Origin of the sequence: Pseudomonas oleovorans subsp. oleovorans (assembly GCF_002197815.1) — a bacterium.
Classification (GTDB): domain Bacteria; phylum Pseudomonadota; class Gammaproteobacteria; order Pseudomonadales; family Pseudomonadaceae; genus Aquipseudomonas; species Aquipseudomonas oleovorans.
Window position 1 is genome coordinate 1 of the sequence record NZ_NIUB01000025.1, and the last position, 25,088, is coordinate 25,088.

Sequence of the window (25,088 nt, forward strand, 5' to 3'; positions counted from 1 at the left end):
CGCTTGGACTGGTGTCAATACTGGATACGATCACTCGGCTTAGCCGTATGGCCTGAACCGCCGTATACGGAACCGTACGTACGGTGGTGTGAGAGGACGGCGGGGGCGACCCCGCCTCCTACTCGATTACGCCAGCCCTGGCGGCAATCCAGGGCGGCGCAGATCAAGGGGGGCGCAGTATGCCCGCGCCGGCATCTCGTAGGAGCCCGCTTGCGGGCGATCCACTTGCCGAAGTCCTGATAGCCCGCAAGCGGGCTCCTACAAGTAACGCATCCAGCTGCTCAGCAGTGCCGGTAGCTCGGCCAGGCTGGCGATCTGCGCATCCGGGGTGGTTTCACCCTCCCAGGCCCGCCCTTGCGGGTTGAACCAGATCGCACGCATCCCGGCTGCCTGGGCGCCGGCAATGTCGTCACTGGGATGATCGCCGATGTGCACGGCGCGCTCGGCCGCCACGCCGCCTGCGCGGCTGAGTGCTTCACGGAAAGGTTTCGGGTCGGGTTTGCCGATGCCCAGTTCTTCGGCGCACAGGGCGAACTGGAAGTAGTCCGATAGACCCAGGCGCCGCACGTCGGCATTGCCATTGGTGATTACCCCGAGCATGAAGCGCTCGGCCAAGGCCTCCAGCGTCGGATGTACCTCGGTGAACAGTTCGACCTGATGGCGGGCGCTGAGAAAGACCTGGAATCCTGCTTCGGCCAGCGTCTGCGCCTCGCTGTGCGGGTAGCCGGCGTCTTCCAGGGCGTGAAACAGAATGCGCCGGCGCAGCTCGCTGAGGCGATGCTTGAGCATCGGCTCGGCGTCGAGCAGACGGCTGCGGACCGCCCACAGATGCTCGACCGGCACCGCGCCCAGGCGCGGCGCATGCAGGGCCAGCCAATTGCGCAGGGCGGCTTCGGCATCCTGCATCACCGGAGTGACGTCCCACAGGGTGTCGTCGAGGTCGAAGGTGATCAGTTTAATGCTCATTCGGAGCCGCCTTTGCGCTTGGCACGTGGATGGGTCTGGTCGTAGACACTGGCCAGGTGTTGGAAGTCCAGGTGGGTGTAGATCTGCGTGGTGGCGATATCGGCATGACCGAGCAGCTCCTGTACCGCGCGCAGATCCTGTGAGGATTCCAGCATATGACTGGCGAAGCTGTGGCGCAGCATGTGTGGATGCAGGTGCTGGCCCAGTTCGCGCACGCCGGCCTGGCGCACGCGCAGTTGCACAGCGCGTGGCCCCAGGCGTCGGCCCTGCTGGCTGATGAACACGGCACCATCGTTGGGGTTGGCCAGCTTGCGCAGTGGCAGCCAGTGTTCCAGTGCCTGTCGCGCCATGCTGCCGACCGGCAGTTCGCGCACCTTGTTGCCTTTGCCGCGCACGCGTACCAGACCGGCGGGCAGGTCCAGGCCGTCGAGATCGAGTCCGACCAGTTCGGACAGGCGCAGGCCCGAGGAATAGAACAGCTCGAGCATGGCCTGATCGCGGCGGGCGATGAAGTCGTCCTCGACTGCGCCGTCGAGCAGTTGCGCGCTGCGGTCGGCGTCCAAGGTGCGGGGAAGGCGGCGCTCGCGTTTTGGCGGGCTCAGGCCGGTCGCCGGATCGTGACGGCACAGGCCTTCACGCAACAGATATTGATAGAGGCCGCGGGTGGCCGAGAGCAGGCGCGCCAGGCTGCGGCTTGCCAGGCCCTGCTGATGCAGGCGGGCGACCAGCCGGCGCAGGTTGCGTGTGTCCAGCCCGGCCCAGTCGCTCAGGCCTTCGGCTTCGCAGAATGCCCGCACCTTGCCGAGATCACGCCGATAGCCGTCGAGGGTATGCGTCGACACCTGGCGCTCGCGGCGCAGGTGTTCGATGTACGCGTCGAGGTGGGCTTCAAGTGTCACGTGCGGGGTTCCGAGCGGGCCGAAGGTGGATGAGCTTCATCATCCACCCTACACGACCTAGCGTACCGAACGCAGCGGTGTGGAGAAACCGGGCACGACACGTGCCAGTACTTCGGCGATATAGCTGAGGAACAAGGTGCCGAGCGAACTCTTGTAGTGCTGCGGGTCGGCGCTGCCGATGGCGAGAATGCCATGCAGGCCCTGATGGTTGAGGCTGACCACGGCGGCGGAGCCGACTTGCGCCGCGTCTTCCTTGCCGAAGAGAAACTCCAGCTCGTGCGGGCGCAATACGCCGCAGATGGTCTTGCCGCCGCTGAGCAGGCCGCCGACCTGTTGATGCGCCTCGGCCGAGCTGACCGAGCGACCGACCGGCAGCTTGTTGTCGCTGAACAGGATCAGGCCAACGAAGGGCACCTGGAATTCATGGCGCAGGCTGTCTTCAACCACACCGACCACTTCCTCGAGGCTGCCGGCATCGAGCAGGTCGAGCACCAGGCGGCGGGTCTTGTCGAACAGGCGGTCGTTGTCGCGCGCCACGTCCATCAATTGGCCAAGGCGGTGGCGCATCTCGATGTTGCGCTCGCGCAGCAGCTTGACCTGGCGTTCTACCAGCGACACGGCGTTGCCGGACTGGTGCGGAATACGCAGCTCGGGGATCAGTTCTTCATGGTCGATGAAGAACTCCGGGTGCAGGCGCAGATAGGCCGCGACCGTTTCCGAATCGAGCGGTTTGGGCGAATCCTGCTGGTCGGTCATAGGCGAATCTGTCCTTCGTATACGCGGGCAGCGGGCCCGGTCATCATAACCGGCTGACCCTCGCCTGCCCATTCGATGGACAGTTTGCCGCCTGGCAGTTCCAGTTGCACGGGCGAATCCATCCAGCCCTGGCGAATAGCCGCAACGGCCGCCGCGCAGGCGCCGGTGCCACAGGCCTGGGTTTCCCCGGCGCCACGCTCCCATACACGCAGGCGCGCATGCTTGCGGTCAAGCACCTGGAGGAAGCCGACATTGACCCGCTGCGGGAAGCGCGGATGGTGTTCCAGCTTCGGCCCGAGCGTATGCACCGGTGCGTCATCGACGTTGTCGACGCGCAGCACCGCATGCGGATTGCCCATCGACAGCGCGGCCAGCTCGACGCTCTGGCCCTCGACGTCGACGCGATAGGTCAGCGCGGCCTGCTCGGCCTGGAACGGCACCTGTTCCGGCTGCAGGCGCGGTGCGCCCATGTTGACGCAGACCTGGCCATCGTTCTGCACGCGCAGCTCGATGATGCCGCTCTTGGTCTCGACGCGAATGACCTTCTTGGTGGTCAGGCGCTTGTCCAGTACGAAGCGGGCGAAGCAGCGCGCGCCGTTGCCGCACTGCTCAACTTCCGAGCCGTCGGCGTTGAAGATGCGGTAACGGAAGTCGACGTCCGGGTGACTCGGTGGCTCGACGATCAGCAACTGGTCGAAGCCAACGCCGGTGTGGCGGTCGCCCCATTGCTTGGCATGTTTCGGCTGCACGTGGGCATGCTGACTGATCAGGTCGAGGACCATGAAGTCATTGCCCAGGCCGTGCATCTTGGTAAAGCGCAATAGCATGACGTCGCCCTCAGGCCGGCAGCAGGCTTTCGCCGGCGTAGAGCTCTTGGACGGTCTCGCGGCGACGCACTTCATAAGCCTGTTCGCCATCCACCAGCACTTCGGCGGCGCGGCCGCGGGTGTTGTAGTTGGAGCTCATGACGAAGCCATAGGCGCCTGCCGAGCGCACGGCCAGCAGGTCACCCTCGGCCAGCACCAACTGACGATCCTTGGCCAGGAAGTCGCCGGTCTCGCAGATCGGTCCGACCAGGTCGTAGTTGCGTGCTTCACCTTCACGCGGCTGCACCGGTGACACGTCCATCCAGGCCTGGTATAGGGCCGGGCGGATCAGGTCGTTCATCGCCGCGTCGACGATGGCGAAGTCCTTGTGCTCGGTGTGCTTGAGGTATTCCACCTGGGTCAGCAACACGCCAGCGTTGGCGACGATGAAGCGGCCGGGCTCGAACACCAGCGACAGGTCGCGGCCGGCCAGGCGCTTGCGCACGGCGGCGATGTAGTCGCCGGCCAGCGGCGGCTGCTCGTCGCGGTACTGCACGCCAAGGCCACCACCGAGATCCAGATGCTTGATGGTGATGCCGCGCGCGGCCAGTTTGTCGACCAGCAACAACAGGCGATCCAGGGCGTCGAGGAAGGGCTCGAGGGTGGTCAGCTGCGAGCCGATATGGCAGTCGACGCCGATCACGTCCAGGTTCGGCAGCTCGGCGGCGCGGGCATAGACCGCCTCAGCCTGCTCGATGTCGATGCCGAACTTGTTTTCCTTGAGGCCGGTGGAAATGTACGGGTGGGTGCCGGCGTCCACGTCCGGGTTGACTCGCAGCGAGACGGGCGCCTTGACGCCCAGTTCGGCAGCGACCTTCTGCAGGCGCTCCAGTTCGACGCTGGATTCGACGTTGAAGCAGTGCACACCAACTTCCAGCGCGCGGCGCATGTCGTCGCGGCTTTTGCCGACGCCGGAGAACACGATGCGGCTCGGTTCGCCACCGGCGGCCAGTACGCGCTCCAGCTCACCGCTGGAGACGATGTCGAAGCCGGCGCCCAGGCGCGCCAGCACGTTCAATACGCCGATGTTGGAGTTGGCCTTGACCGCGAAGCAGACCAGGTGTGGCATGCCGGCCAGAGCATCGGCATAGGCACGGTACTGCCCCTCGATGTGGGCGCGCGAGTAGACGTAGGTGGGCGTGCCGAAGCGCTGGGCCAGCGCGGACAAGGCGACGCCTTCCGCGAACAGCTCACCGTCGCGGTAGTTGAAGGCTTCCATGGGGCAGCTCCTGTCAGAGTTCGAAACGGTCTCGGCTGTTGCCGGCGTTGTCGTCGCCCGGCAGGTACAGCGGGCCTTTCTGACCGCAGCCAGCCAGCAGGCATACGGCGGCGAGGAGCGCGAGGGTCAGTCGCTTCATGGGACAGTCCTTGAAAATAAGCGTGAATTGCGCCGGAGTATACCGACCCCCTGCCACCTTGCCTATGCGCCCGGCGCCCGCCTGGCGGGGCGCCGGCTCGATTGGTATGCGTATCTGGCGTGCACGTCTGAGGTATTCGCGCCTGCCTGGGTTAGCATGCGGCGAGTGACAAGGAGCCTCAATGGACAATCCCGCGATTCTGGCCGGCTCGGTCTCGGTGGCCTATCTGCAGGGACTGGTCGAATACCTGCAGCGCCAGGGGGTAGCCCCCGAGGTACTGCTCGCCCATGCCCAGCTCAGCCCTGAAGTGCTTAGCCAGCGCGATCAGCGCATCGCAGCCAGTGCCTACCTGACGCTGCTGGGCGAAGGCGAGCGCCTGAGCGGTGACCCGGATCTGGGCCTGCATCTGGGGGAATCGGTACGCCCGGGTTATTACGGCGTGCTCGGTTACCTGATCATGAGCTGCGCAACCCTGGCCGACGCGCTGCATCGCCAGGCGCGCTATGCCTCGCTGGTTGGCAACCTGGGCCTGGTAGTGCTCGAAGACGAGCCCGCCCGGCCTGGTTGCGAACCGTTGGTTGCCCATAGCTGGCAGCCCTTGCTGGCGCAGCAGCAGCGTCAGCTGAGCGAGGAGACCCTGGCCGGCTGGGTGAGCTTCGGGCGCTGGATAAGTGGCCTGGACATCGCGCCGACCGAGGTACGTTTCCAGCATCCGGCGCCGGCCGATACGTCTGAGCACGCGCGCATCTTTCGTTGCCCGGTGCTGTTCGACCAGCCAGACAATGCCCTGATCTTTCCCAGGCGTTTGCTCGCGGCGCCGCTGAACCAGGCCGATGCTCAGGTGCGTGGCATGCTCGATGCCTACGCCGATCGCCTGCTGGCCGGACTCAATCAGGGCTACAGCGTGCTCGATCGCGCGCGTCTGGAGCTGGCGCGCCAGTTGCCGGAGCAAGGGCCTGATCTGGAGACCATCGCCGCTGCTCTGGCGCTAAGCCCAAGGACCTTGCAGCGGCGCTTGCGTGAGGGCGGGCTGTCGTTCAGCCAATTGGTCGACGAGACACGTCAGCAACTGGTGCTGCACTACCTGCGCGACCCCACACTGGAACTGGCGGAAATCGCCTTTCTGGTCGGTTTCAGCGAGCCGGGTTCGCTGGCGCGCGCATTTCGTCGCTGGACGGGAACGAGTCCGGGCGAGTACCGTCGCCACCTTTGCGCCTAGGCCGCTAGCCTGGTCTTGCGTTTTCGCCTAATTTTTCTGCAGTCGCTGCATCTAGTGAGGACACCCCGATGAGCCTGAGCGAAGCCCGCTTTCACGACTTGGTCGATGCCACCCAGCAGGCGGTGGAGGACATCTTCGACGACAGCGGCCTGGACGTCGATCTGGAAAACAGCGCCGGTGTGCTGACGGTGCGCTTCGATAACGGCAGCCAGCTGATCTTCAGCCGTCAGGAGCCGATTCGTCAGCTGTGGCTGGCGGCGCGCTCCGGTGGTTTCCATTTCGACTATGACGAGGCCGAGGGGCGCTGGATCTGTGACACCAGCGACGAGCAGTTGGGCGAGATGCTGGTGCGCATCACCCTTGAGCAATGCGGCACCGAGCTGGAGTTCGATGAGCTCTGAGTCCAACGTGGCGTCGCCGTGCCGACGTCAGTGTTGCCTTGATGAGTATGAACAGTGCCTCGGTTGCGGTCGTACCCTGCAGGAAATTCTCGACTGGGGCACGGCCGACAACGCGCGGCGACGCTTGATCTGCCAGGCCGCCGAGCAGCGCTTGCGCGAGCGCCGGCAGGGCCGTTGACCCGGCAGTCTTGTTTATTTGTCCGGCTGTGTTAGGGTTCGACAGAACATTCAGCTTAACCCCGCCTTCGGGCGGGGTTTTGCTTTTTTACGGTTTACGCAAGGAGTCCGCCCGGCATCATGAACAGCTCACCGACCATCACCATTACTCGCCTCGATCTGCAGCGTCTGGAGCGCCTGCTCGACAGCCTGGACGAGTTTGGCCCTGGCGCAGAAGCGCTACAGGCCGAGCTGGATCGTGCCGAAGTGGTGGGGCACGACGAGGTGCCGGCCGGTGTGGTGACCATGAACTCGCGCGTGCACTGCCGCGAGGAGAGCAGCGGCAAGGACTACCACCTGACCCTGGTCTACCCGGAGGATGCCGGTGGCGAAGGCAAGGTCAGCATCCTCGCGCCAGTCGGTTGCGCCCTGCTTGGCCTGTCCGTCGGCCAACACATCGACTGGCCGGCGCCGGGTGGCAAGCAGCTCAAGCTGACATTGCTAGAAGTCGAATACCAGCCGGAAGCAGCGGGCGAGTACGACCGCTGACCGGCGTTTAAGCAGGAAGCCCACATCCGGGCGAGTGCAACCCTCAGGGCTTCACTGTCGGCGGCGGATTATCGATAGCGCTGTGTCAGGCCTGCTGCAGTGCCGCATTCAGAGCATTCTCCAGCTCGCTCTTGTAGCGCAGGTAGTGCACGGTCTGCGCCCGCTGTCCGGCCAGTACGGCAGACAGGTCGAGGTCGGTGATGTAGCAGGGGTAGCGTTCGCCACCGGCACGCTGAACGATGATGTGCTGCGCCACGGCGCGGTACAGTTCGCGACCGTATTCCAGTTCGGAAAACTCGCGGTGGTTGCAGTACAGCGTGACATGGCGTTGACGGCCGTCGCCCGGCTCGACGATGGCCTGCACGTCGTAGAACGGGTGGCTGACCTGCGACTCGGGCGCGGGTCTGCGCTCGAGGCGCTGAGCGCGTAATGGCGTCGCCGGCAGCAGTTGGTAGTAGAGAATTTCCAGCGGCGGCTGGCTGTCGGCGCCCTCGAGCGGCAGCATGGCATTGCGCCGATACAGCAGTGACTGCAGGAAGCGATGGATCGGTGTCAGCAGGCTTTGCTCGTCGCGAAATGGCAGGCGTCTGCGCCACAGGGCGTTGTGCTCGTCGAGCAGGGTCAGCTCGGCCTCACCGCTGCTCTCGTGGACGCGGTAGAACACCTGCAGGCACTGTGGGCGGCCCATGGGCAGGATCAGCGCCAGGTCGTCGCCCTCGAGTGCATGGCGATCCAGGCGCAGCGGGCTGTAGTGCTCCTGTTCGGCGCCCAGATGGTCGAGCAGGGCCGGCACGTCACCCAGAGCGGTGTGGCTGACCTGGCCGGGGGCCAGTTGCAGAACGTGATAATGCTGGCGCACCTGCACCAGGTAGCGTGACGGGTACCCTTCGGCGTAGCTGTCGAGCAGGTCGTGCAGCAGTTCTTCGACCCGTTCGGCGATGGGTTGTGCGCGGTTGCGGCAGTAGCAGCGTACCTGCACCCTGGGGAGCGTGCTGCCGGGCGGCAGGCTGTTGAGCAGGTCGCGCAGGCAGTCGAGCAGGGCGTCGGCACCGTCGTAACGGCTGACCTGAAGTTCGCTCCAACTGTTGAGCACCACCTGGTCGAGGGTCAGCACCAGGTTCTCGCGTACCCCGGAATAGCCCAGCGCGTCGGTGCGGTCGGTGGTCATGTGCACGTTCATCTGGCTGTGCTGCTTGAGCGGGTCGACGCCGACATTAACCAGCAACAGCACCTGGCTGGGAACGCTGGCACGCAGCAGGGCGGCTTCTTCCACGGGCTGCAGGGGTAGCGGGAAGCTCTGTTGCAGGCTGCCGATCAGGTTGGACAGCTCGTATTCGGTAAGGTCGCTGGCGCCGGGGTGCAGCGACAGACGGGTGCTGCTGTCGATCACGCCGTTGCGATGGCACCAGGCGAGCAGTTCGATCAGTTCGCGCGAGCGCTTCAGCGGCGCGAAGTCGGCCCATTCCTGCGCGCCCAGGCTGCCGTTGAACAGCGCCCAGAGGCGTTCGTTCGGCGCTTCGGGGCTGCTGTACTGAACCAGGGTCAGGGTGTCTTCGGCCAGATCCGGGGCGATGCCGGGGTTGATGAATTCGACCTTGCCGGCCTTGCGCTCGAAGGCTGCATACAGGCGCCTGCCCAGCACGTTGAGGTCGCGGTTGTTGAGCGAGCTGCCAGCCTCGGCGCTGCGGGCGAATTGCGAGAGAAAGCGGTAGCTGTACGTTAGCTCGTTGACCAGTACGCGGCGCTCGGCCGCTACCTGGCGCACCTTCCACTGGCTGCGACTGTCGAGCACGGATAGCTGGCGGCCCTGCCAGCCCCATTCCGCAGTCAGGCGCTCCAGCAGCAGGCGCTGCCAGCTTTTGGCGCGGCCGCGTGTTGGCGGGCGACTGACCTTCTTGTTGACCTTCAGGTACAGGCAGCGGCGAATCAGCTCCAGCCTTTCCTGATCGCCACGCGCGCTCAGATATTCCTCCAGGCGACGGTAGACGACGATATAGGGATCGAGCTCGTCGAGGTCCAGGCGGCCTTCGAACACTGCCCGCTTGAAGCGCAGTGCCAGGCATTCGACCTTGGGATGCTCGCTGGCGTAGACCTCGGTGAGCAACAGCTTGAGCACCGACTTGTAGGGCGACTCGATGCCCTTGTACAGCTGCCACATACCTGCGCCGATGAACTCTTCCGGTGGAATGCGTGCCAGATGACCAAGGTCGAGAACATCTTCGGCGCGCACGAAGCGCTTGCTCAGCAGGATGCGGCAGTAGTCGTGGTAGCGGTTTTCCTCGTAGACCGGCACCAGCCACCAGATCGGCGTGCGCCCGCCGAGCCAGATGGCGGTGCGGTAGAACTCGTCGAGCAGCAGATAGTGCTGGGTGGTGCCGCAATCGTCGGAGGTCAGTTGCGCCTCGCGCGCGCCCTGGGTGAAGCGCTGCGGGTCGACCAAAAAGACGTGCACCTCGGCGCCCTGGGTGGCGGCCCAGCTTTCCAGTTGGTCGCACTTCTTGCGCAGGTCCTGCAGTTCCTGCGCGCTGAGGCTGGGCGAGTGACACAACCACAGGTCCATATCGCTCTGTTCGGCCTGCGCCACGGTGCCCAGGCTGCCCATCAGGAACAGCCCATGCAGGGGCGCGGCGCCCTGGCCACGGCGTGGCTTGTAGACGAACGAGCGGGTCAGGCGCTGGACTTCGGCGAGGCTGTCGTCGTCCGGTTCGAAGCCACTGAGGCCCGCCGGTGTGCTGGCCGAGACGTAGCCGGGTAGCAGCGGATGATTGACGTGCAGCAGCAGCGGCAACAGCTTGAGCACCAGTTGCTGGCGCGTCGACAACGCCTCCATGGCGCGCTGCAGGCGACCCTGGTTGATCCGCAGAAAGCGCGCACGCAGCTGTGCCAGCACCTTGCGGTCGATGCCGTCATCGATATCGGGGCGTATTTCCTGCGTGCGCGTCATGCTCGAACTCTACTGCAGATGCGGCAAGCCTATCAGCGGCAGGCTCGCCAGTGCAGTGCCTTTGACGCTATATCGCCCGCCGCGCCTTTCCCTTAAGGGCGGCCGGCGGGCAACCGAGATTAAGCGGAGGTGGTCTGACGGGTCGAGAGAATGGTCAACAGGGCTTGTGCATGCTCGGCGGCATCGATGCCCAGGCTGGTCAGATAGCCGCCGTCGGCTTGGCTCACCAGGCCTTTTTCGTGAAGACGGGTGATGGCGCCTTGCGCCTTGAATGAGGCGTTGTTGTGCACCTTTAGCCCCTCCTGATGATTGTCCAGGTTGTACAGGGCGAGGATTTCCAGCTCGTCGATCAGGTCAGCGGTGAATGACTTCATGGTGACTCCGTCTTGTTGTTATGGCGCTCTTGCAGTGTAGAGCCATGTGCCGAGCTCTGCCCATCGCTGAGCTGCCAGTTGGCGAGAATTCGTTGATAGGTACCATCCTGCCTGATCTGTCGCATGCCTGCGTCGAAGTCGCGCAGCAAGGCAGCAGCCCGCGGGTGGCGGCGGGAGAAGGTCAAGTAGAGTCGCGGGCGATGCACCCTGGTCAGCGCCTTGAATTGGCCGACCAGTTCGGGGTTGTCGCGCAGCAGTGCGTCGGTGGTGCCGCGAAAGGCGATGACGTAGTCCACGCGCCCGCGCTGCAGCATGCGAAAGCCATTGATATCGCGCCGTACCGCAATGCGCTGGATATCTGCATAGCTGTCGAAGTACTCGCCGTAGGTATAGCCGATGGTGACTGCCACGCGTTTGCCACGGATGGCGTCCAGGTCATCTATTGCCGCGTCCCCTGCATGGCCCCAGAGCAAAATATCGTCGCTGAACAGCACCTCCTGCGGTAACAGGAACTCCGCGCGGATGTGCGCGTCAGGTGTGGTGTTGAAGCAGCCTGCCAGGCTGCCTGAGCGCGCCAGCTCCATGCAGCGCGAATAGGGGTAGGGCGCCAGTTCGACGGACGTGTCGCTGGCACTGAAAGCGGCGCGGACTATGTCTGCCGACATGCCCTCGATCCTGTCATTGCGCAGAGCGGTGTAAGGGTGCCAGTCATCCTCAGCACCAATACGCGGCGTTTCGGCTCGAGCAGTCCACGCTCCGCTCAAGCAGAGCGTGAAGACAAGCAGAGCGAGAGTTCGAGTCGACTGACAGGCCATCGAAGACGGTGCCTTCCTGGTCGGGTTTGGCAGTGACAGTAGCAATCTGCTTGCCAGTCCGGCCAGTGGCCTGGATCAATCCTTGCTCAGTTTTCTTCCGGCAGCTCCGGCAGGGCGCGCAGGGCCTGCTCATACCAAGTGCCATCGAAGGGGCGATCCTCGCGCAGCATGGCGTCGACTTCATGGGCCAGAACCAGCGCCATCAGCTCGAGGATCTCCTCGCGCTCGTAACCGACCAGCGTCAGCTTGTTGTAAACCGCCTTGGCTGCAGCGGGCTCACCGCTTTCCAGTTGGTTTTCGATGGCCTGAATCAGGGTGGCTTCGGCGAAGTCTTCGTCTTCTTGCTCGTTGTTTTGGCTCATGGTTCCTCTCGTGCTATGGCTCTGGCTCAGTCGCAGGGGACGCCGACGCCCTTCAGGCTGACTTTGAAGAATTGCAGACGAAAGCCGGAGTTCGCGGCTCGACTGCAAAGACTCGTATTGAGGGTGCGGTATTCGGCGATGAAGATCGGTTTGCCCTGGCTGCGCATGTGACTGTAACCGTCGCATTCGTTGTAGCGATAGCAGCTCTCGTTGATGGCAAAGTCGAAGTAGTCGCCAAGCTCAGGCAGCAGTTCTACGGCATTCTTCAGGCCGATGCTCAGGTCGCGGCTGTGCGCCTCGCTGGCCAGCCAGCGGTTGAAGTCTATTTGCTCGGCTTCCGTCAGGCTCAGGCCATTGTCATTGCTGTAGCCGTCCACGTTGTCCGGATCGACAGCGTCGCAGCCCTTGTCGACGGCCAGGTCCAGGCGTTTGGCGAGCAGTTGGCGTACATCGTCACGGCGATAGTCGAGCCAACGCTCGCCAGGCCAATCAGGCAATGCTTTGCCCTGCGCTGCCGTGGGGTAGGCCTGAGCGTCGCTGCGCCAGTCTTCCCAGGTGCCCGCGCTGAAATAGCAGATGACGATACGGCCACCCGCCTTGAGATTGGTGATGGTTTGCTTGGGCGTGTCGTACAGGTCGATGTCATAGACCAGGCGATTGGGTGTTTGCAGTTTGCCATCGAGCTGCATATGCCAGGATGCATTGACGGGAATGGTGACCGGTGTCGCCGCTGTCAGTGCCGGGGCGATAACGCTGAGCAGTGCAAGGAGTGTGCGCATGATGGTCTGGAGCAGGTGGAGGTGTAATTACCTTAGGCCAGAGGTGTTGCCCTGGCCAGACGCTGGCTTGCTCAGCCTGCGGCGAAGTCCAGCAAGGCCTGGCCGGTGAGGCGATAGGTCGTCCATTCGCTCTGCGGACGGGCGCCGAAGGATTCGTAGAAGTCGATCGCCGGGGTGTTCCAGTCCAGCACCGACCACTCGAAGCGACCGCAGCCCCTCGCCACGGCCAGTTGTGCCAGATGGCGCAGCAGCGCCTTGCCGGCGCCCAGTCCGCGAGCCTCGGGGCTGACGTAGAGGTCTTCGAGGTACAGGCCGTGCTTGCCCAGCCAGGTGGAGTAGTTGAAGAAGTACACCGCATAGCCGATGGGCTGGCCGTCGTTCTCGCAGATCAGACCGTGGGCAGTGCTGGCTTCGGCGAACAGGCTATCGCGGATACCGGCCGCGTCGGTCTTCACCTCATGCTCGGCCTTTTCGTAGATGGCCAGGTCGGTGATGAAACGCAGGATCAGCTCGGCGTCGTCAGGGGTGGCAGGGCGGATGTGCAAAGGCATTGATTTCTCCTAGCAGGCTGTTGAAAAACTACCTACGTTGCCATTGCTGCGTTAAAAACAGGCTCAAAATGCTCATTTACAACTCGTAAACTGCGCTTTTTCGCCTGTTTTTGCCTTGCACTGGCTGCCTCGCCTACGTTTTTCAACGGCCTGCTAGCGCTCAGCGGTGCGGTATCAGTCGTTATGGCGCGGTCAAAGGCGCAGGCCGAGGTTGACCATCAGCGCGGCGTTGCCCAGCAGTACCAGCTCCGCTGCCATGCCATGGCTCTGCACGCCCAACGAAGGAATGATCGCGGGTGCTACACCCAGATGATTGAGGGGGATCTTGTCGCGATACTCACCGCGATAACCATGTAACAGGCCGCCGGTCAGCTTGGCGTAGAACGGGTGGCGGTCACTGTCGAAGCGTCGGCCTACATAGGCGTACTGCGAACTCTGGTCGAACGAGTTGCGAAAGACCGCGCCACCCCAGAGGTTGCCGGACGCATAACCACGTTCCAGGCCAATCAGGCGCTGGTGATTGTTGTGATCGGGCTCGGGGTTGTAGTGTCGCGTGTAGACGCTCGTCTGTACTTGCCAGTAGTCGTGTTCGGTCGCGACTGCTGATGTTGTCAGCAGGCTCAGTAGCAGGGTCGTTGGGAGTGTGTAACGCATGGCGACCTCCTGGTCGAATGGCCTGTCTTGGCAGGGGCGGCGGGCGCCGCCCCTTTGCGACCTCAGCGAGTTGCGAGAAGTTCGCGGCCACGCACCACGGCGGCACGCACCTGGTTCGGCGCCGTGCCACCGATATGGTTGCGGGCGTTCACCGAGCCTTCCAGGGTCAGCACGGCGAACACGTCATCATCGATCTGATCGCTGAACTGGCGCAGCTCGTCCAGGCTCATCTCGGCCAGGTCCTTGCCGGTCTGCACGCCGTACTTCACCGCATGGCCGACGATCTCGTGGCAGTCGCGGAAGGGCAGGCCCTTGCGTACCAGGTAATCGGCCAGGTCGGTGGCGGTGGAGAAGCCGCGCAGCGCCGCCTCGCGCATGATCTCGCGCTTGGGTTTGATCGCCGGCACCATGTCGGCAAAGGCGCGCAGGCTGTCGCGCAGGGTGTCGGCGGCGTCGAACAGCGGTTCCTTGTCTTCCTGGTTGTCCTTGTTGTAGGCCAGCGGCTGGCCTTTCATCAGGGTCAACAGGCCGGTCAGGGCGCCGAACACGCGGCCGGTCTTGCCGCGCACCAGCTCTGGCACGTCCGGGTTTTTCTTCTGCGGCATGATCGAGGAGCCAGTGCAGAAGCGATCCGGCAGGTCGATGAACTGGAACTGGGCGGATGTCCACAGCACCAGCTCTTCGGAGAAGCGCGACAGGTGCATCATCGCCAGCGAGGCGGCAGCGCAGAATTCGATGGCGAAGTCGCGGTCCGATACACCGTCCAGCGAGTTGCCGCCAACGGCGTCGAAACCCAGCAATTGTGCAGTGATTTCACGCTGGATCGGATAGGTGGTGCCGGCCAGCGCCGCCGAGCCCAGCGGCATGCGATTGGTGCGCTTGCGGCAGTCGACCAGACGTTCGTAATCGCGCGACAGCATCTCGAACCAGGCCAGCAGATGATGACCGAAGGTCACCGGCTGGGCGGTCTGCAGGTGGGTGAACCCCGGCATGATGGTGTCCGCTTCGGCTTCGGCCAATCCCAGCAGGCCCTGCTGCAGGCGAGTGATCTCGGCGAGGATGATGTCGATTTCGTCGCGCAGCCACAGGCGGATATCGGTGGCCACTTGATCGTTGCGCGAACGACCGGTGTGCAGCTTCTTGCCAGTAACACCGATGCGGTCGGTCAGACGCGCTTCGATGTTCATGTGCACGTCTTCCAGATCGACGCGCCAGTCGAACTGGCCGGCTTCGATCTCGCCCTGGATCTGCTTGAGCCCATCAATGATGGCGTCACGCTCGGCATCGGTGAGGACGCCGACCTTGGCCAGCATGCTGGCGTGGGCGATGGAGCCCATGATGTCGTGGCGATACAGGCGCTTGTCGAATTCGACCGAGGCGGTGAAGCGGGCGACGAAGGCGTCGACAGGTTCGCTGAAGCGGCCGCCCCAGGATTGGTTGGTTTTTTCGCTGCTCATGGCACTTGCTCTGGTTCGGGCTCTGGATCGGGCGGCCGCGTCGGCGGCCGGCATGGCGGACAAAGTGCGTCGATAATAACAGGGTCGGCAGGCGTTTCGCCGGGGCGCGTTCGCCGTTGGGCGTTCGATGGCGTTGTCGGCTGCTTCACAATTTTGCCCTGAAGGCAGCATTTCGGTGCTTTATTTTGTCCGGCTGGAGCCGTCTGGCTTGCCGGCTCGCAGGGCGACAAGGAAACTGCGTCGATGCACAGACAATCCTCTACCAAGAACAAATACAACGCCGCTATCGACGACTTCTTCGTCCCGGAACTGTGTCAGCCCGAAGCGCTGCTGAGCATGGTGCTGTTGGCCGAGTTGCTGGTATTGGTATTGGTGCTCGCCGAACCGATGACGCCGGGGTTCGACTGGGTACGCCTGGCCCTGACTTCACTGTTCGTGCAGTGGATCGTGCTGCTGTCGGCTGCTGTGCTCTGCCGCTTGCGGCCGCTGCTGGCGCGTCTGCGCCCCGCATTGGCTGGGGTGCTGTGCTGCGCGCTGGTGGTGCTGCTGACCCTGGGTTGTACGGCCGTGGCCGACTATTACGAACTGGGCGGGCCGCTGCCGCGCAGTGGTGAAGTGAATCTTTATCTGCGTCATGCGTTGATCAGCCTGATCATGTCCGCACTGCTGCTACGCTATTTCTATCTGCAGAGCCAATGGCGTCGGCAGGAACAGGCCGAGCTGCGCGCGCGGATCGAATCGTTGCAGGCGCGGATTCGCCCGCACTTTCTGTTCAACAGCCTCAACAGCATCGCCAGCCTGGTCACGCTCGATCCGTACAAGGCCGAGCAGGCGGTGCTGGATCTGTCCGATCTGTTTCGCGCCAGCCTGGCCAAACCTGGCACGCTGGTGCCGTGGAAGGAGGAACTGGAACTGGCGAAACGATATTTATCGATCGAGCACTATCGGCTCGGCGAGCGACTACAGTTGCAGTGGGAGGTCGAAGGTGTGCCGGAGGATCTGCCGATTCCCCAGCTGACTCTGCAACCTCTGTTGGAGAATGCGCTGATCTATGGCATCGCGCCGCGTATCGAAGGCGGCCTGGTGCGGGTCGAGGCGGATTACCAGGATGGTGTGTTCAGCTTGTGTGTCAGCAATCCGTATGAAGAGCGGGGCGAGCAGCACCCGTCGCGGGGAACGCAGCAAGCGCTGAGTGATATCGATGCGCGCCTGGCGGCACTTTTTGGGCCGAGGGCGAGTCTCAGCGTGGAGCGCCGTGACGGCCGTCACTACAGCTGTCTACGCTATCCTTGTGCGAGACTCACGCAGGAAGCCAGAGCAATATGAATGTCCTGATCGTCGATGACGAACCCCTTGCCCGCGAGCGCCTGAGCCGCATGGTCGGTGAGCTCGAGGGGTACCGGGTCCTGGAGCCCGCCGCCAGCAACGGCGAGGAAGCCCTGACCCTGATTGATAGCCTCAAGCCGGATGTGGTCCTGCTGGATATCCGCATGCCCGGCCTCGACGGCCTGCAGGTGGCTGCCAAATTGTGCGAGCGCGAAGCGCCGCCAGCGGTGATCTTTTGCACGGCGCATGATGAGTTCGCTCTGGAAGCCTTCCAGGTCAGTGCAGTGGGCTATCTGGTCAAACCGGTGCGGCCTGAGAGCCTGAGCGAAGCGCTGAAAAAGGCCGAGCGGCCCAATCGTGTGCAGTTGGCCGCCCTGACTCGTCCGGCAGCGGAGACTGGCGGTGGCCCGCGTACCCATATCAGTGCGCGTACCCGCAAGGGCATCGAGCTGATTCCGCTGGATCACGTGGTCTACTTCATCGCCGACCACAAATACGTCACCCTGCGTCACGAGGGTGGTGAAGTCCTGCTGGATGAGCCGTTGAAGGCGCTGGAAGACGAGTTCGGTGATTGCTTCGTACGCATCCACCGCAATGCGCTGGTGGCGCGCGAGCGCATCGAGCGCCTGCAGCGCACCCCGCTCGGCCACTTTCAACTGTTCCTCAAAGGTCTGGACGGCGACTCGCTGGTGGTCAGCCGCCGTCATGTGGCCGGTGTACGCAAACTGATGCAGTCTCTATAAGGGGGCGCCGGCTGCGGCCTATGGCCGCCTCCTTCCGCCGGCGTCGGGCGAGCCTGTTATGATTCGCGGCAATCGGTTTTCTGGAATTGCCTCATGTCCCGCGAAATTCGCATCGCCACCCGTAAGAGCGCCCTGGCCCTGTGGCAGGCCGAACATGTCAAAGCCCGCCTGGAACAGGCCCATCCCGGTCTGAAGGTCAGTCTGGTGCCCATGGTCAGTCGCGGCGACAAGCTGCTCGACGCGCCGCTGGCGAAGATCGGCGGCAAGGGCCTGTTCGTCAAGGAGCTGGAAACCGCACTGCTGGAAAACGAGGCCGACATTGCCGTGCACTCGATGAAGGACGTGCCGATGGACTTTCCCGAAGGGCTGGGCCTGTACTGCATTTGCGAGCGTGAAGACCCGCGCGACGCCTTCGTCTCCAACACCTATGCCAGCCTCGATGCGCTGCCGCCTGGCAGCGTGGTCGGTACTTCCAGTCTGCGCCGTCAGGCTCAATTGTTGGCGCGCCGGCCTGACCTGAAAATCCAGTTCCTGCGCGGCAACGTCAATACCCGCCTGGCCAAGCTCGATGCCGGCGAATACGACGCCATCATCCTTGCCGCCGCTGGCCTGATTCGCCTGGGTTTCGAAGACCGCATCCGCAGCTCGATCAGCGCTGAGGACAGCCTGCCGGCCGGCGGCCAGGGCGCCGTGGGCATCGAGTGCCGCAGTGCCGACAGCGACGTGCATGCCTTGCTGGCGCCGCTGCATCACCGTGACACCGCGCTACGAGTCACCGCCGAGCGCGCGCTGAACAAGCACCTCAATGGCGGCTGCCAGGTCCCTATCGCCTGCTATGCCCTGCTCGAAGATGACCAGCTGTGGCTGCGCGGCCTGGTCGGCCAACCTGACGGCGGCCTGTTGCTGCGCGCCGAAGATCGCGCCGCCAGTAGCGATGCCGAGGCTCTGGGTGTGCGTGTCGCCGAGGCGTTGCTGGCGCAAGGGGCTGACGCCATTCTCCAGGCCGTTTATGGTGAGGCCGGTCACCCTTGAGCGCTTGGCGCCTGTTGCTGACGCGTCCTGCCGAGGATTGTGCGGCGCTGGCGCAGACCCTGGCTGCGCAGGGTGTCGTCAGCCACTGCATGCCGCTGCTGGCCATCGAGGCACTGGACGAGACACCCGAGCAGCGCAGCGCCTTTGCCGATTTGCAGCGTTACTGCGCGGTGATCGTGGTCAGCAAGCCGGCAGCCCGAATTGGCCTGCAGCTCTTGGCGCAGCATGGGGCGCCGACGCCTGATCTGCCCTGGTTCAGTGTCGGCGCGGCTACCGCTGCGGTACTCGCCGAGCAAGGCTTGGGCGTACATTTTCCCGACTTGGGCGATGACAGCGAAGCGTTGCTCGCTCTGCCTGCACTGCAGCAGGCCATCGCGGCACCTGCACCGCGCGTGCTGATCCTGCGCGGCGAAGGTGGCCGAGAATTCCTCGCCGAGCGCTTGCGCAGCCAAGGTGTGAGCGTCGACTATCTGCCACTGTATCGCCGCGTGCTGCCGCAGTATGCGCCGGGCGAACTGAGCCGACAGGTGCGAGCGGAACGCCTGAACGGCCTGGTTGTCAGCAGTGGGCAGGGTTTCGAACATCTGCTGCAGCTAGCCGGCGATGACTGGCCGGCGTTGGCTCGGCTACCCTTGTTCGTACCCAGCCCGCGCGTCGCCGAACAGGCCCGCGCTGCGGGTGCCCAGATCGTTGTGGACTGTCGCGGCGCCAGTGCCGCGGCCTTGCAGGCAGCTTTGGAGCAGTTTCCGGCTGCCGCCCTCTAAAAGGACGGATACGTGAGCGAAGCATCCACCCCGAACACGCCAGAAGAAAAACCGGCCAGCGAAGCCGTGAAACCCACACCTGCACCGCCACCGGTGAAGGCATCACGCAGTGGCGGTGGTAGCGGCCTTGCCGCATTTGCCCTGCTGATTGGCCTGGCTGGCGCCGGTGCTGGTGGCTGGAGCCTGTGGCAACTGCATGCAATGCAGAGCAGGGACCTGCAGCAGGCCGAAGACCTGCAGCGCACCCGTGACGACAGTGCGAAGAAAGTGTCTGACTTGTCCCGGCAACTGGATAAGCGTCTCTCCGAGTTACCCAGTGCCAGCGAGCTGGACGAGCGCCGTCGCCTGCTGGCCAATCTGCAGAGCGATCAGCAGCGCCTGAGTCAGCGCCTGGAAAGCGTGCTCGATGGTAGCCGCCAGGATTGGCGCCTGGACGAGGCCGAACACCTGCTGCGCTTGGCCACCTTGAGATTGTCTGCGCTGCAGGACGTCGCCAGTGCCGAGGCATTGGTGGCGGCTGCCGATGACATTCTTCGCGAACAGGACGACCCTGCCGCATTCGCCGCCCGTGAGCAGCTCAGCCGTAGTCTCGAAGCCCTGCGCACCACCGAACGCCCGGACCGCGTCGGCCTGTTCCTGCAGCTGGGCGCCTTGCGTGAGCAGGCCGCTACCCTCAATCCACTGGCGCCGACCTTCGAAGGGCAGGGTGACGTGCTCTCCGACCTGGCAGCCGAAGGCGACGGCAGTGCCTGGTGGAGCGAGTGGGCGAAGAAGCTGTCGGAGTACTTCCGTATCGAGTTCGACGCCGATCGCAACGTGCGTCCGCTGCTGTCCGGGCAAAGCCTGTCGCAGGTGCGCCTGAGCCTGTCGCTGGCTCTGGAACAGGCGCAGTGGGCCGCACTGCATGGTCAGACCGGTGTGTACAAGCAGTCGCTGAAACAGGCCGAGGAAATCCTCGACGCGCACTTCAACCTGGATAATCCGGATAGTCGCGCGCTGCGCCAGCGCCTCGGCGAGCTGGCTGATGCCAGCATCGAGGTCAAGGTGCCGGACCTGAGCGACTCGCTCGATGCGCTGCAGGCCTACCTGCAACGCAAACAGGCGCAACGCCGGCAGGGGGCCGCGGCGGCCGAGGAGGCGCAATGAAACGCCTGATCTGGCTCCTGTTATTGCTGGCCATTGCCGCCGGGCTGTATCTGCTCAGTCTGGCCATCGAGGCTGATCGCGGTTATGTGCTGTTCGCCTACCAGGGCTTTCGCTACCAGTCCGGCCTGTGGGCATTCCTTGGCCTGCTGGTGGTCGTGGTGGTGCTGTACTACCTGATCAAGTGGACACTGCGTTTGTTGCTCAGCTCGACACGGCTGGCCAACCCCTGGTCGCGTCTGCATCGTAACCGCCGTGTGCGCCTGGCTTCCGAGCAGGGCATGCTCGACCTGGCCGAAGGTCGCTGGGCGCGTGCCCAGCGTCAACTGACCCGTGCCGCCGAAGCCGACAGTCAACCATTGATGTATTACCTCGGCGCTGCTCGTGCCGCCAGCAAGCTTGGCGATCACGAGCAGAGCGACGCATTGCTCGAACGCGCACTGAACAAGCAACCCCAGGCCGAGCTGGCGATTGCCCTAACCCACGCCGAACTGCAGCGTAACCGCGGCGACAGCGATGCGGCACTGGAAACCCTGCAGGCCATGCGTGAGCGCCACCCAGGCCATCACCTGGTGCTGCGACAATTGCAGCGTCTGTATCTGCAGCGCCAGGACTGGTCGGCACTACTTGGCTTGCTGCCCGAGTTGCGCAAGGAAAAGGCGCTGCCCGCCGCAGAACTCGACGAACTGGAGCGCGAAACCTGGCGTGGTCGCCTGGCCGATGCCGGCCTGGCTGGCCAGGGCCATGGCGAAACTGCACTTCAGCCGCTGACGCAAGCCTGGCAGCAGCTGTCCGCGTCACTGCGTCAGGAGCCTGAGCTGATCGCCACCTATGTCGAGCAACTGCGTCGTCTGGGCGCCCAGCAAGAGGCCGAAGAGGTGCTGCGCAGCGCGCTCAAGCGCGGCTATGACAGCCGTCTGGCGCGCTTCTATGGCGTGCTGCGGGGCGCAGATCCGGCGCGTCAGCTGCAAACAGCCGAACACTGGCTGAAACAGCATCCGCAGGATCCGGCGCTGTTGCTGACGCTGGGTCGCCTGTCGCTGCAGAATCAACTGTGGGGCAAGGCGCGTGATTACTTCGAAAGCAGCCTCAAGCTTGAGCGTCACCCGGAAACCTGCGCCGAGCTGGCGCGCCTGCTGGCGCAACTGGGTGAGCTGGAGCGCAGCAACCAGCTGTTGCTGGAGAGCCTCGGCCTGCTGCACCAGGGCTTGCCTTCTCTGCCGCAACCCAGGGGCGTCGGTGTCTGAATGGCTGCGCCTGGTTGGTGCTACGAGTTCACCGTGCGGACGGAGGGACGTTCGGGCATGATGAACAGCCTGTCATGATGCCCCGGGCGCCTTGAAAGGCGCCCTTGCTTTCCTCTACCGTACTGCCCACGTTTTCCCACCCGGAGCCACCATGCATCTGGCAAATCCGCGTCCCCTGTTTTTCCTCGCATTCATCGGCTGTGTACTGCTGATGATGGCTGCGCTGTACCTGGAGCATGTCGTGGGGCTGGAGCCCTGCCCGATGTGCGTGCTGCAGCGTATGTGCGTGATCCTGTTCGGCGTGGTCTGCCTGGTCGCTGCCGTTCATGGCCCCGGCACGCTCGGGCGGCGCATCTACGCCGTACTGGCGCTGTTGTTCGCCGCTGCTGGCGCTGCCACTGCCGGTCGGCAGATCTGGTTGCAGAGCGTACCGGCCGATCAGCTCGAAGCCTGCCTGCCGGGCCTTGAGTACATGATCGAGGCTTTTCCCCTGCAAGAGATCGTCAGTAAAGTCTTCCGTGGCACGGCTGATTGCGCTGAAGTTAACTGGACGCTCTTCGGCATGAGCATCCCCGAGTGGAGCCTGCTCGGCTTCATCGGCATGATCGCCTTCAGCCTGCTCCAGTTGCTACGTCGCAACTGAGAATACGAATTGTACGAAGCCGCGCCATTCGTGGCTTCGAGATTAAACGCTCGTATGAAACTTTCTCACGGCGATGCCTTGATGGTGGGTGTCCACGAGCATAATCTGGCTCGCACGCACCGCCGGAAAAATGCCAATTTGCGGTTGCCTTCCCAAGGTCAAGCACCGATTGACAGAAAAACGTCTCGGGAGCGGACGTATAACAGGCATTATCGATAAGGGAAGCGAGGTTCATCATGCTTGAGAGTTGTCGCAACGCACAGGAACGCTGGGGTGGGGTTCATCAACTGATCGACCGTTGGCTGGGTGAACGTCGCGAACTGGTGCTGGCCTACTCGGCCCTGGCCAAGGCGCCGCAGGCGCCAGCCATCAACTGTGAGTCTCTGCAGGGTTTCTGCGAGTTGCTGGTGGACTACGTGTCTGCCGGTCACTTCGAGGTCTACGAGCAGCTGACCAACGAGGCCAAGGCCTTCAACGACCAACGTGGTCTGGAACTGGCCAAGCAGATCTACCCGCGTATCGAAGCCATTACGGCGGTCGCGCTGGCGTTCAACGACCACTGCGACAATGGCGACTGCCGCGACAGTACATCACTGGTGGCGGAGCTCAATCATCTGGGGCAGTTACTGCACGAGCGCTTCGAACTGGAAGACTGCCTGATCGAAGTACTGCACAACTCTCATCAGGAACAGGCCGCCGAAGCGCTCTGAGCCCGTGCTGGCAATGGTCCGGAGCACTCCGGGCCGTCAGGCTGACGCCAGTCAGTCAAGCGTCGCCGCATCAAATTTGTAGGAGCGGCGCCTCGCCGCGAATCCGGACGGTGCGCACTTGAACGCACTTGAAAAGCTTCGCCCCGGGGCGGGGCTCCTACGCAAGGCCGCGTCAGCAACCTGATCGGATCGGCATCAGGCCGGCAGGCTGGCCTTCAGTCGGCCACGTCGAGCAGGCGTAGATCGAACACCAGTGGCGCATAGGGCGGTATCAGGTCGCCCGCACCTTCCTCCCCGTAAGCCTGATCCGATGGAATCACCAGGCGCCAGTGAGCGCCTTTCGGCATTTGCAGCAGTGCGCTGCGCCAGCCGCCGATCAGGCTATCCAGGCGAAACCACTGCGGTGTGCTGCTCTCGTCGAAGACGCTGCCGTCCGCCAGTTCGCCGCGGTAGCTCACCTGTACTCGGCTGCGAGCGGTGGGCGTCGGGCCGCTGCCAGGGCTGAGCTCCGTCACCAGCACGCCATTGGCCAGCGTCCGCACGTTCGGGCGGCGCCCTTGCTCGGCGAGAAAGCGCTGCTCGGTTTCGATGGCTTTGGTGTGGCGCTGTGGCGAGGCTTCGATACGCGCTTCGTGTTCATCCAGCAGCTGCTCGATTCGACCTGCGTCGAGTCGCAAGGGCTTGCCCTCGTAGGCCTGGCGCAAGCCTTCGAGCAGCTCGCTCAGTGGCAGGTCAGGCACCTCTTCGTGCAGGCGCTCGCCAAGGCGTACGCCCAAGCTGTAGGCCAGATCCTGCTGGTGCTGGTCAGCCTGTACGCCCAGGCTGCTGCAGATAGCGAGGACGGCTAGTACGGCGCGGCTCATTACGGTGTCTCCCGATCGAGATGCTTAGGGGCTGTTGAGGTTACGCGGCGCCGCAGCGTGCGCTGAAACGGCAAAAGGCCTCGGCGATTATGCCAGCGCGGTTCGGCATCTGCTCGGCTCGCCAAAAGGCCTATGGCGAGCCCTCGCGGCTGCGTCTAGTATGGGCGCGTTCACATCCGCCAGGAGGCGCGCCATGTCGGCCAAGAAGAAGTCCATCACTACCCCGTTGCACCTGCTGCACCAACTGTCTGCCAGCCTGCTCGAACACCTGGAAAATGCCTGCTCGCAAGCGCTGATTGACGCCGAGAAACTGCTCGCCAAGCTGGAGAAGCAGCGCGGCAAGGCGCAGGAAAAACTGCACAAGGCTCGCAGCAAGCTGCAGGACGCTGCTGTTGCCGGCAAGGCCAAGGCGCAAGCCAAAGCCAAGGACGCAGTCGCCGAGTTGGAGGAGCTGCTCGACTCGCTCAAGGCGAGCCAGAGCGAAACCCGCACCTACATCGCCCAGCTCAAGCGTGATGCCCAGGAAAGCCTGAAGCTGGCCCAGGGCGTAGGCAAAGTGAAGGAAGCCGCTGGTAAGGCGCTGGATGTACGCGAGGCCAACGCCGCTGCTCCGGCCGCCAAACCGGCTACTGCCAAACCGGCGAGCAAACCCGTCGCCAAGCCAGTAGCGAAACCGGCGGCAGCCAGCAAACCTGCGGCTAAGCCAGCTGCCAGCAAGGCTGTTGCGGCAAAACCCGCTGCGCCGAAAGCTGCCGCCAAACCGGCAGCCAAGCCTGCTGCAGTAAAAGCACCGGCCAAGCCCGCAGCAGCCAGTAAACCGGTCGCCAAAGCTGCTGCTAAGCCGGCTGCCAAGGCCACGCCTGCAAAACCCGCGAGCAAAGCGGTCAGCAAGCCGGCTGCGGTGAAGAAACCAGCCGCTGCCAAGTCTCCGGCGAAGAAGGCTCCGGCCAAGCCAGCAGTTGCCAAGCCAGTCGCCGCAGCGGTTGCTCCGGCCGCCCCTGCTGCTCCTGCGACCACCAATGGGGCCACCGCCCCGGATAGTCCGAGCGCGTCCTAAGGGCGATCAACGGCGCCGCGTAGCACCTGCAGCGCGGCGCTGTTCCCTCCGGCCAGGCGAATCAGCCAATCGTCTCCGCCTGCCTCGTTTGGCCAGTTCTCGGCCAGTGCCTGCAAACGATCGAGCAATACCCGCTCGGCCTGCAGTTCCAGTTTCTTGACCTGCTCACGTAAGGCTGCCAGTTCCGCATCCTGGCTTGCATTCGCGCGCCAGTCTTGGCGTACCTGACGCAAGGGTGCGATCACCTCGCGTTGCCAAGGGGCAGCCGCTTGCTGCAGTGCCTGCAGGCGCTCATCTAGGCAGCGCACACCGCGCCGCTGCAACCAGGCACCGGTCAGCAGCAGGCAAACGTCACTACCTGTTTCCTGCAACTCCAGACAGGCCTGTTCCACGCCTGCTCTGGCGTAGAGTTCGAGGGCGAAATTCCACAGATCCTGCACGCGGCCTCCGGGGC

The 25,088-nt window shown here is 63.9% G+C and carries 29 protein-coding genes; 13 read left to right on the forward strand and 16 right to left on the reverse strand.

Going from position 1 to position 25,088, the window contains the following annotated elements; genetic code table 11:
• Positions 1-258: 258 nt before the first annotated feature.
• Genes PSOLE_RS15215 through lptM form a run of 6 tightly spaced genes read right to left on the reverse strand, consistent with a single transcriptional unit; the run spans position 259 to position 4,845 of the window.
• Positions 259-966: an HAD family hydrolase gene (locus PSOLE_RS15215; RefSeq protein WP_074857612.1), complete on the reverse strand. Its 708-nt coding sequence runs from the start codon at positions 964-966 to the stop codon at positions 259-261.
• Positions 963-1,865, reverse strand: a complete 903-nt coding sequence (gene xerC, locus PSOLE_RS15220; protein ID WP_074857609.1) for a tyrosine recombinase XerC — start codon at positions 1,863-1,865, stop codon at positions 963-965. Before xerC ends, PSOLE_RS15215 begins: the two co-directional genes overlap by 4 nt.
• A 57-nt stretch (positions 1,866-1,922) precedes the next feature.
• The gene (locus tag PSOLE_RS15225) at positions 1,923-2,621 is read right to left on the reverse strand and encodes a DUF484 family protein (protein ID WP_074857608.1); all 699 of its coding nucleotides are present in this window, start codon (positions 2,619-2,621) and stop codon (positions 1,923-1,925) included.
• Complete coding sequence (dapF, locus tag PSOLE_RS15230) at positions 2,618-3,448, reverse strand: diaminopimelate epimerase (RefSeq protein WP_074857604.1); 831 nt, start codon at positions 3,446-3,448, stop codon at positions 2,618-2,620. Before dapF ends, PSOLE_RS15225 begins: the two co-directional genes overlap by 4 nt.
• Positions 3,449-3,458: 10 nt before the next feature.
• Positions 3,459-4,706, reverse strand: a complete 1,248-nt coding sequence (gene lysA, locus PSOLE_RS15235; protein WP_074857601.1) for a diaminopimelate decarboxylase — start codon at positions 4,704-4,706, stop codon at positions 3,459-3,461.
• A gap of 13 nt (positions 4,707-4,719) precedes the next feature.
• Positions 4,720-4,845: an LPS translocon maturation chaperone LptM gene (gene lptM, locus PSOLE_RS15240; protein ID WP_017361215.1), complete on the reverse strand. Its 126-nt coding sequence runs from the start codon at positions 4,843-4,845 to the stop codon at positions 4,720-4,722.
• A gap of 181 nt (positions 4,846-5,026) precedes the next feature.
• On the opposite strand from lptM, the gene PSOLE_RS15245 reads away from it, so the two are divergent.
• From PSOLE_RS15245 to rnk, 4 genes are all read left to right on the forward strand, one after another.
• Positions 5,027-6,064, forward strand: coding sequence for an AraC family transcriptional regulator (locus PSOLE_RS15245; protein ID WP_074857598.1), 1,038 nt, complete (start codon positions 5,027-5,029; stop codon positions 6,062-6,064).
• Between the two features lie 68 nt (positions 6,065-6,132).
• The gene (cyaY, locus tag PSOLE_RS15250) at positions 6,133-6,465 is read left to right on the forward strand and encodes an iron donor protein CyaY (RefSeq protein WP_003458550.1); all 333 of its coding nucleotides are present in this window, start codon (positions 6,133-6,135) and stop codon (positions 6,463-6,465) included.
• The gene (locus PSOLE_RS15255; RefSeq protein ID WP_074857596.1) at positions 6,455-6,643 is read left to right on the forward strand and encodes a DUF1289 domain-containing protein; all 189 of its coding nucleotides are present in this window, start codon (positions 6,455-6,457) and stop codon (positions 6,641-6,643) included. Before cyaY ends, PSOLE_RS15255 begins: the two co-directional genes overlap by 11 nt.
• A 119-nt stretch (positions 6,644-6,762) precedes the next feature.
• Positions 6,763-7,170, forward strand: a complete 408-nt coding sequence (rnk, locus tag PSOLE_RS15260) for a nucleoside diphosphate kinase regulator (protein WP_074857593.1) — start codon at positions 6,763-6,765, stop codon at positions 7,168-7,170.
• 85 nt (positions 7,171-7,255) lie between these two features.
• Here rnk and PSOLE_RS15265 read toward each other — a convergent pair whose 3' ends face one another.
• The 8 genes from PSOLE_RS15265 to argH form a co-directional block, all read right to left on the reverse strand.
• A complete protein-coding gene (locus PSOLE_RS15265) occupies positions 7,256-10,114 on the reverse strand; it encodes a class I adenylate cyclase (protein ID WP_074857590.1) in 2,859 nt (952 codons plus the stop codon).
• Positions 10,115-10,233: 119 nt separating this feature from the next.
• Positions 10,234-10,488: a TIGR02647 family protein gene (locus PSOLE_RS15270; protein ID WP_021487644.1), complete on the reverse strand. Its 255-nt coding sequence runs from the start codon at positions 10,486-10,488 to the stop codon at positions 10,234-10,236.
• Positions 10,485-11,303, reverse strand: coding sequence for a substrate-binding periplasmic protein (locus tag PSOLE_RS15275; RefSeq protein ID WP_074857587.1), 819 nt, complete (start codon positions 11,301-11,303; stop codon positions 10,485-10,487). Before PSOLE_RS15275 ends, PSOLE_RS15270 begins: the two co-directional genes overlap by 4 nt.
• An 86-nt stretch (positions 11,304-11,389) precedes the next feature.
• Complete coding sequence (locus PSOLE_RS15280; RefSeq protein WP_021487646.1) at positions 11,390-11,665, reverse strand: hypothetical protein; 276 nt, start codon at positions 11,663-11,665, stop codon at positions 11,390-11,392.
• A gap of 26 nt (positions 11,666-11,691) precedes the next feature.
• Positions 11,692-12,444, reverse strand: coding sequence for an endo alpha-1,4 polygalactosaminidase (locus PSOLE_RS15285; protein WP_244597238.1), 753 nt, complete (start codon positions 12,442-12,444; stop codon positions 11,692-11,694).
• 71 nt (positions 12,445-12,515) lie between these two features.
• Complete coding sequence (locus PSOLE_RS15290) at positions 12,516-12,995, reverse strand: GNAT family N-acetyltransferase (RefSeq protein ID WP_021487648.1); 480 nt, start codon at positions 12,993-12,995, stop codon at positions 12,516-12,518.
• 192 nt (positions 12,996-13,187) lie between these two features.
• Positions 13,188-13,649: a sn-glycerol-3-phosphate transporter gene (locus PSOLE_RS15295; protein ID WP_074857580.1), complete on the reverse strand. Its 462-nt coding sequence runs from the start codon at positions 13,647-13,649 to the stop codon at positions 13,188-13,190.
• Positions 13,650-13,711: 62 nt separating this feature from the next.
• Positions 13,712-15,106 carry an argininosuccinate lyase gene (gene argH / locus PSOLE_RS15300; protein WP_074857578.1) on the reverse strand — a complete coding sequence of 465 codons (1,395 nt, stop codon included), beginning with the start codon at positions 15,104-15,106 and terminating at the stop codon, positions 13,712-13,714.
• A 243-nt stretch (positions 15,107-15,349) separates the two neighbouring features.
• Here argH and PSOLE_RS15305 point away from each other — a divergent pair, with 243 nt between their 5' ends.
• From PSOLE_RS15305 to PSOLE_RS15340, 8 genes are all read left to right on the forward strand, one after another.
• A complete protein-coding gene (locus tag PSOLE_RS15305; RefSeq protein WP_074857575.1) occupies positions 15,350-16,432 on the forward strand; it encodes a sensor histidine kinase in 1,083 nt (360 codons plus the stop codon).
• Positions 16,429-17,175, forward strand: a complete 747-nt coding sequence (locus PSOLE_RS15310) for a LytR/AlgR family response regulator transcription factor (protein WP_074857572.1) — start codon at positions 16,429-16,431, stop codon at positions 17,173-17,175. Before PSOLE_RS15305 ends, PSOLE_RS15310 begins: the two co-directional genes overlap by 4 nt.
• Before the next feature lie 93 nt (positions 17,176-17,268).
• Positions 17,269-18,207: a hydroxymethylbilane synthase gene (gene hemC / locus PSOLE_RS15315; RefSeq protein ID WP_021487653.1), complete on the forward strand. Its 939-nt coding sequence runs from the start codon at positions 17,269-17,271 to the stop codon at positions 18,205-18,207.
• Positions 18,204-18,971, forward strand: a complete 768-nt coding sequence (locus PSOLE_RS15320; protein WP_074857569.1) for a uroporphyrinogen-III synthase — start codon at positions 18,204-18,206, stop codon at positions 18,969-18,971. Before hemC ends, PSOLE_RS15320 begins: the two co-directional genes overlap by 4 nt.
• Before the next feature lie 12 nt (positions 18,972-18,983).
• Positions 18,984-20,117, forward strand: coding sequence for a uroporphyrinogen-III C-methyltransferase (locus PSOLE_RS15325; protein WP_074857566.1), 1,134 nt, complete (start codon positions 18,984-18,986; stop codon positions 20,115-20,117).
• Positions 20,114-21,361: a heme biosynthesis HemY N-terminal domain-containing protein gene (locus PSOLE_RS15330; RefSeq protein ID WP_074857564.1), complete on the forward strand. Its 1,248-nt coding sequence runs from the start codon at positions 20,114-20,116 to the stop codon at positions 21,359-21,361. The genes PSOLE_RS15325 and PSOLE_RS15330 overlap by 4 nt, the downstream gene beginning before the upstream one ends.
• A gap of 151 nt (positions 21,362-21,512) precedes the next feature.
• Positions 21,513-22,004 carry a disulfide bond formation protein B gene (locus tag PSOLE_RS15335; protein ID WP_003458584.1) on the forward strand — a complete coding sequence of 164 codons (492 nt, stop codon included), beginning with the start codon at positions 21,513-21,515 and terminating at the stop codon, positions 22,002-22,004.
• Positions 22,005-22,240: 236 nt separating this feature from the next.
• The gene (locus tag PSOLE_RS15340) at positions 22,241-22,714 is read left to right on the forward strand and encodes an Rsd/AlgQ family anti-sigma factor (protein ID WP_003458587.1); all 474 of its coding nucleotides are present in this window, start codon (positions 22,241-22,243) and stop codon (positions 22,712-22,714) included.
• 215 nt (positions 22,715-22,929) lie between these two features.
• On the opposite strand, the gene PSOLE_RS15345 is transcribed toward PSOLE_RS15340, so the two are convergent.
• Positions 22,930-23,577 carry an FKBP-type peptidyl-prolyl cis-trans isomerase gene (locus tag PSOLE_RS15345; RefSeq protein WP_074857561.1) on the reverse strand — a complete coding sequence of 216 codons (648 nt, stop codon included), beginning with the start codon at positions 23,575-23,577 and terminating at the stop codon, positions 22,930-22,932.
• A gap of 193 nt (positions 23,578-23,770) precedes the next feature.
• Between PSOLE_RS15345 and PSOLE_RS15350 the strand changes: the two genes are divergently transcribed.
• Positions 23,771-24,634, forward strand: a complete 864-nt coding sequence (locus tag PSOLE_RS15350; RefSeq protein ID WP_074857558.1) for an AlgP family protein — start codon at positions 23,771-23,773, stop codon at positions 24,632-24,634.
• Here PSOLE_RS15350 and PSOLE_RS15355 read toward each other — a convergent pair.
• Positions 24,631-25,074 (reverse strand): TIGR02444 family protein, encoded by a 444-nt coding sequence (locus PSOLE_RS15355; protein WP_074857555.1) that lies wholly within the window; start codon positions 25,072-25,074, stop codon positions 24,631-24,633. The genes PSOLE_RS15350 and PSOLE_RS15355 overlap by 4 nt on opposite strands.
• Positions 25,075-25,088: the final 14 nt, after the last annotated feature.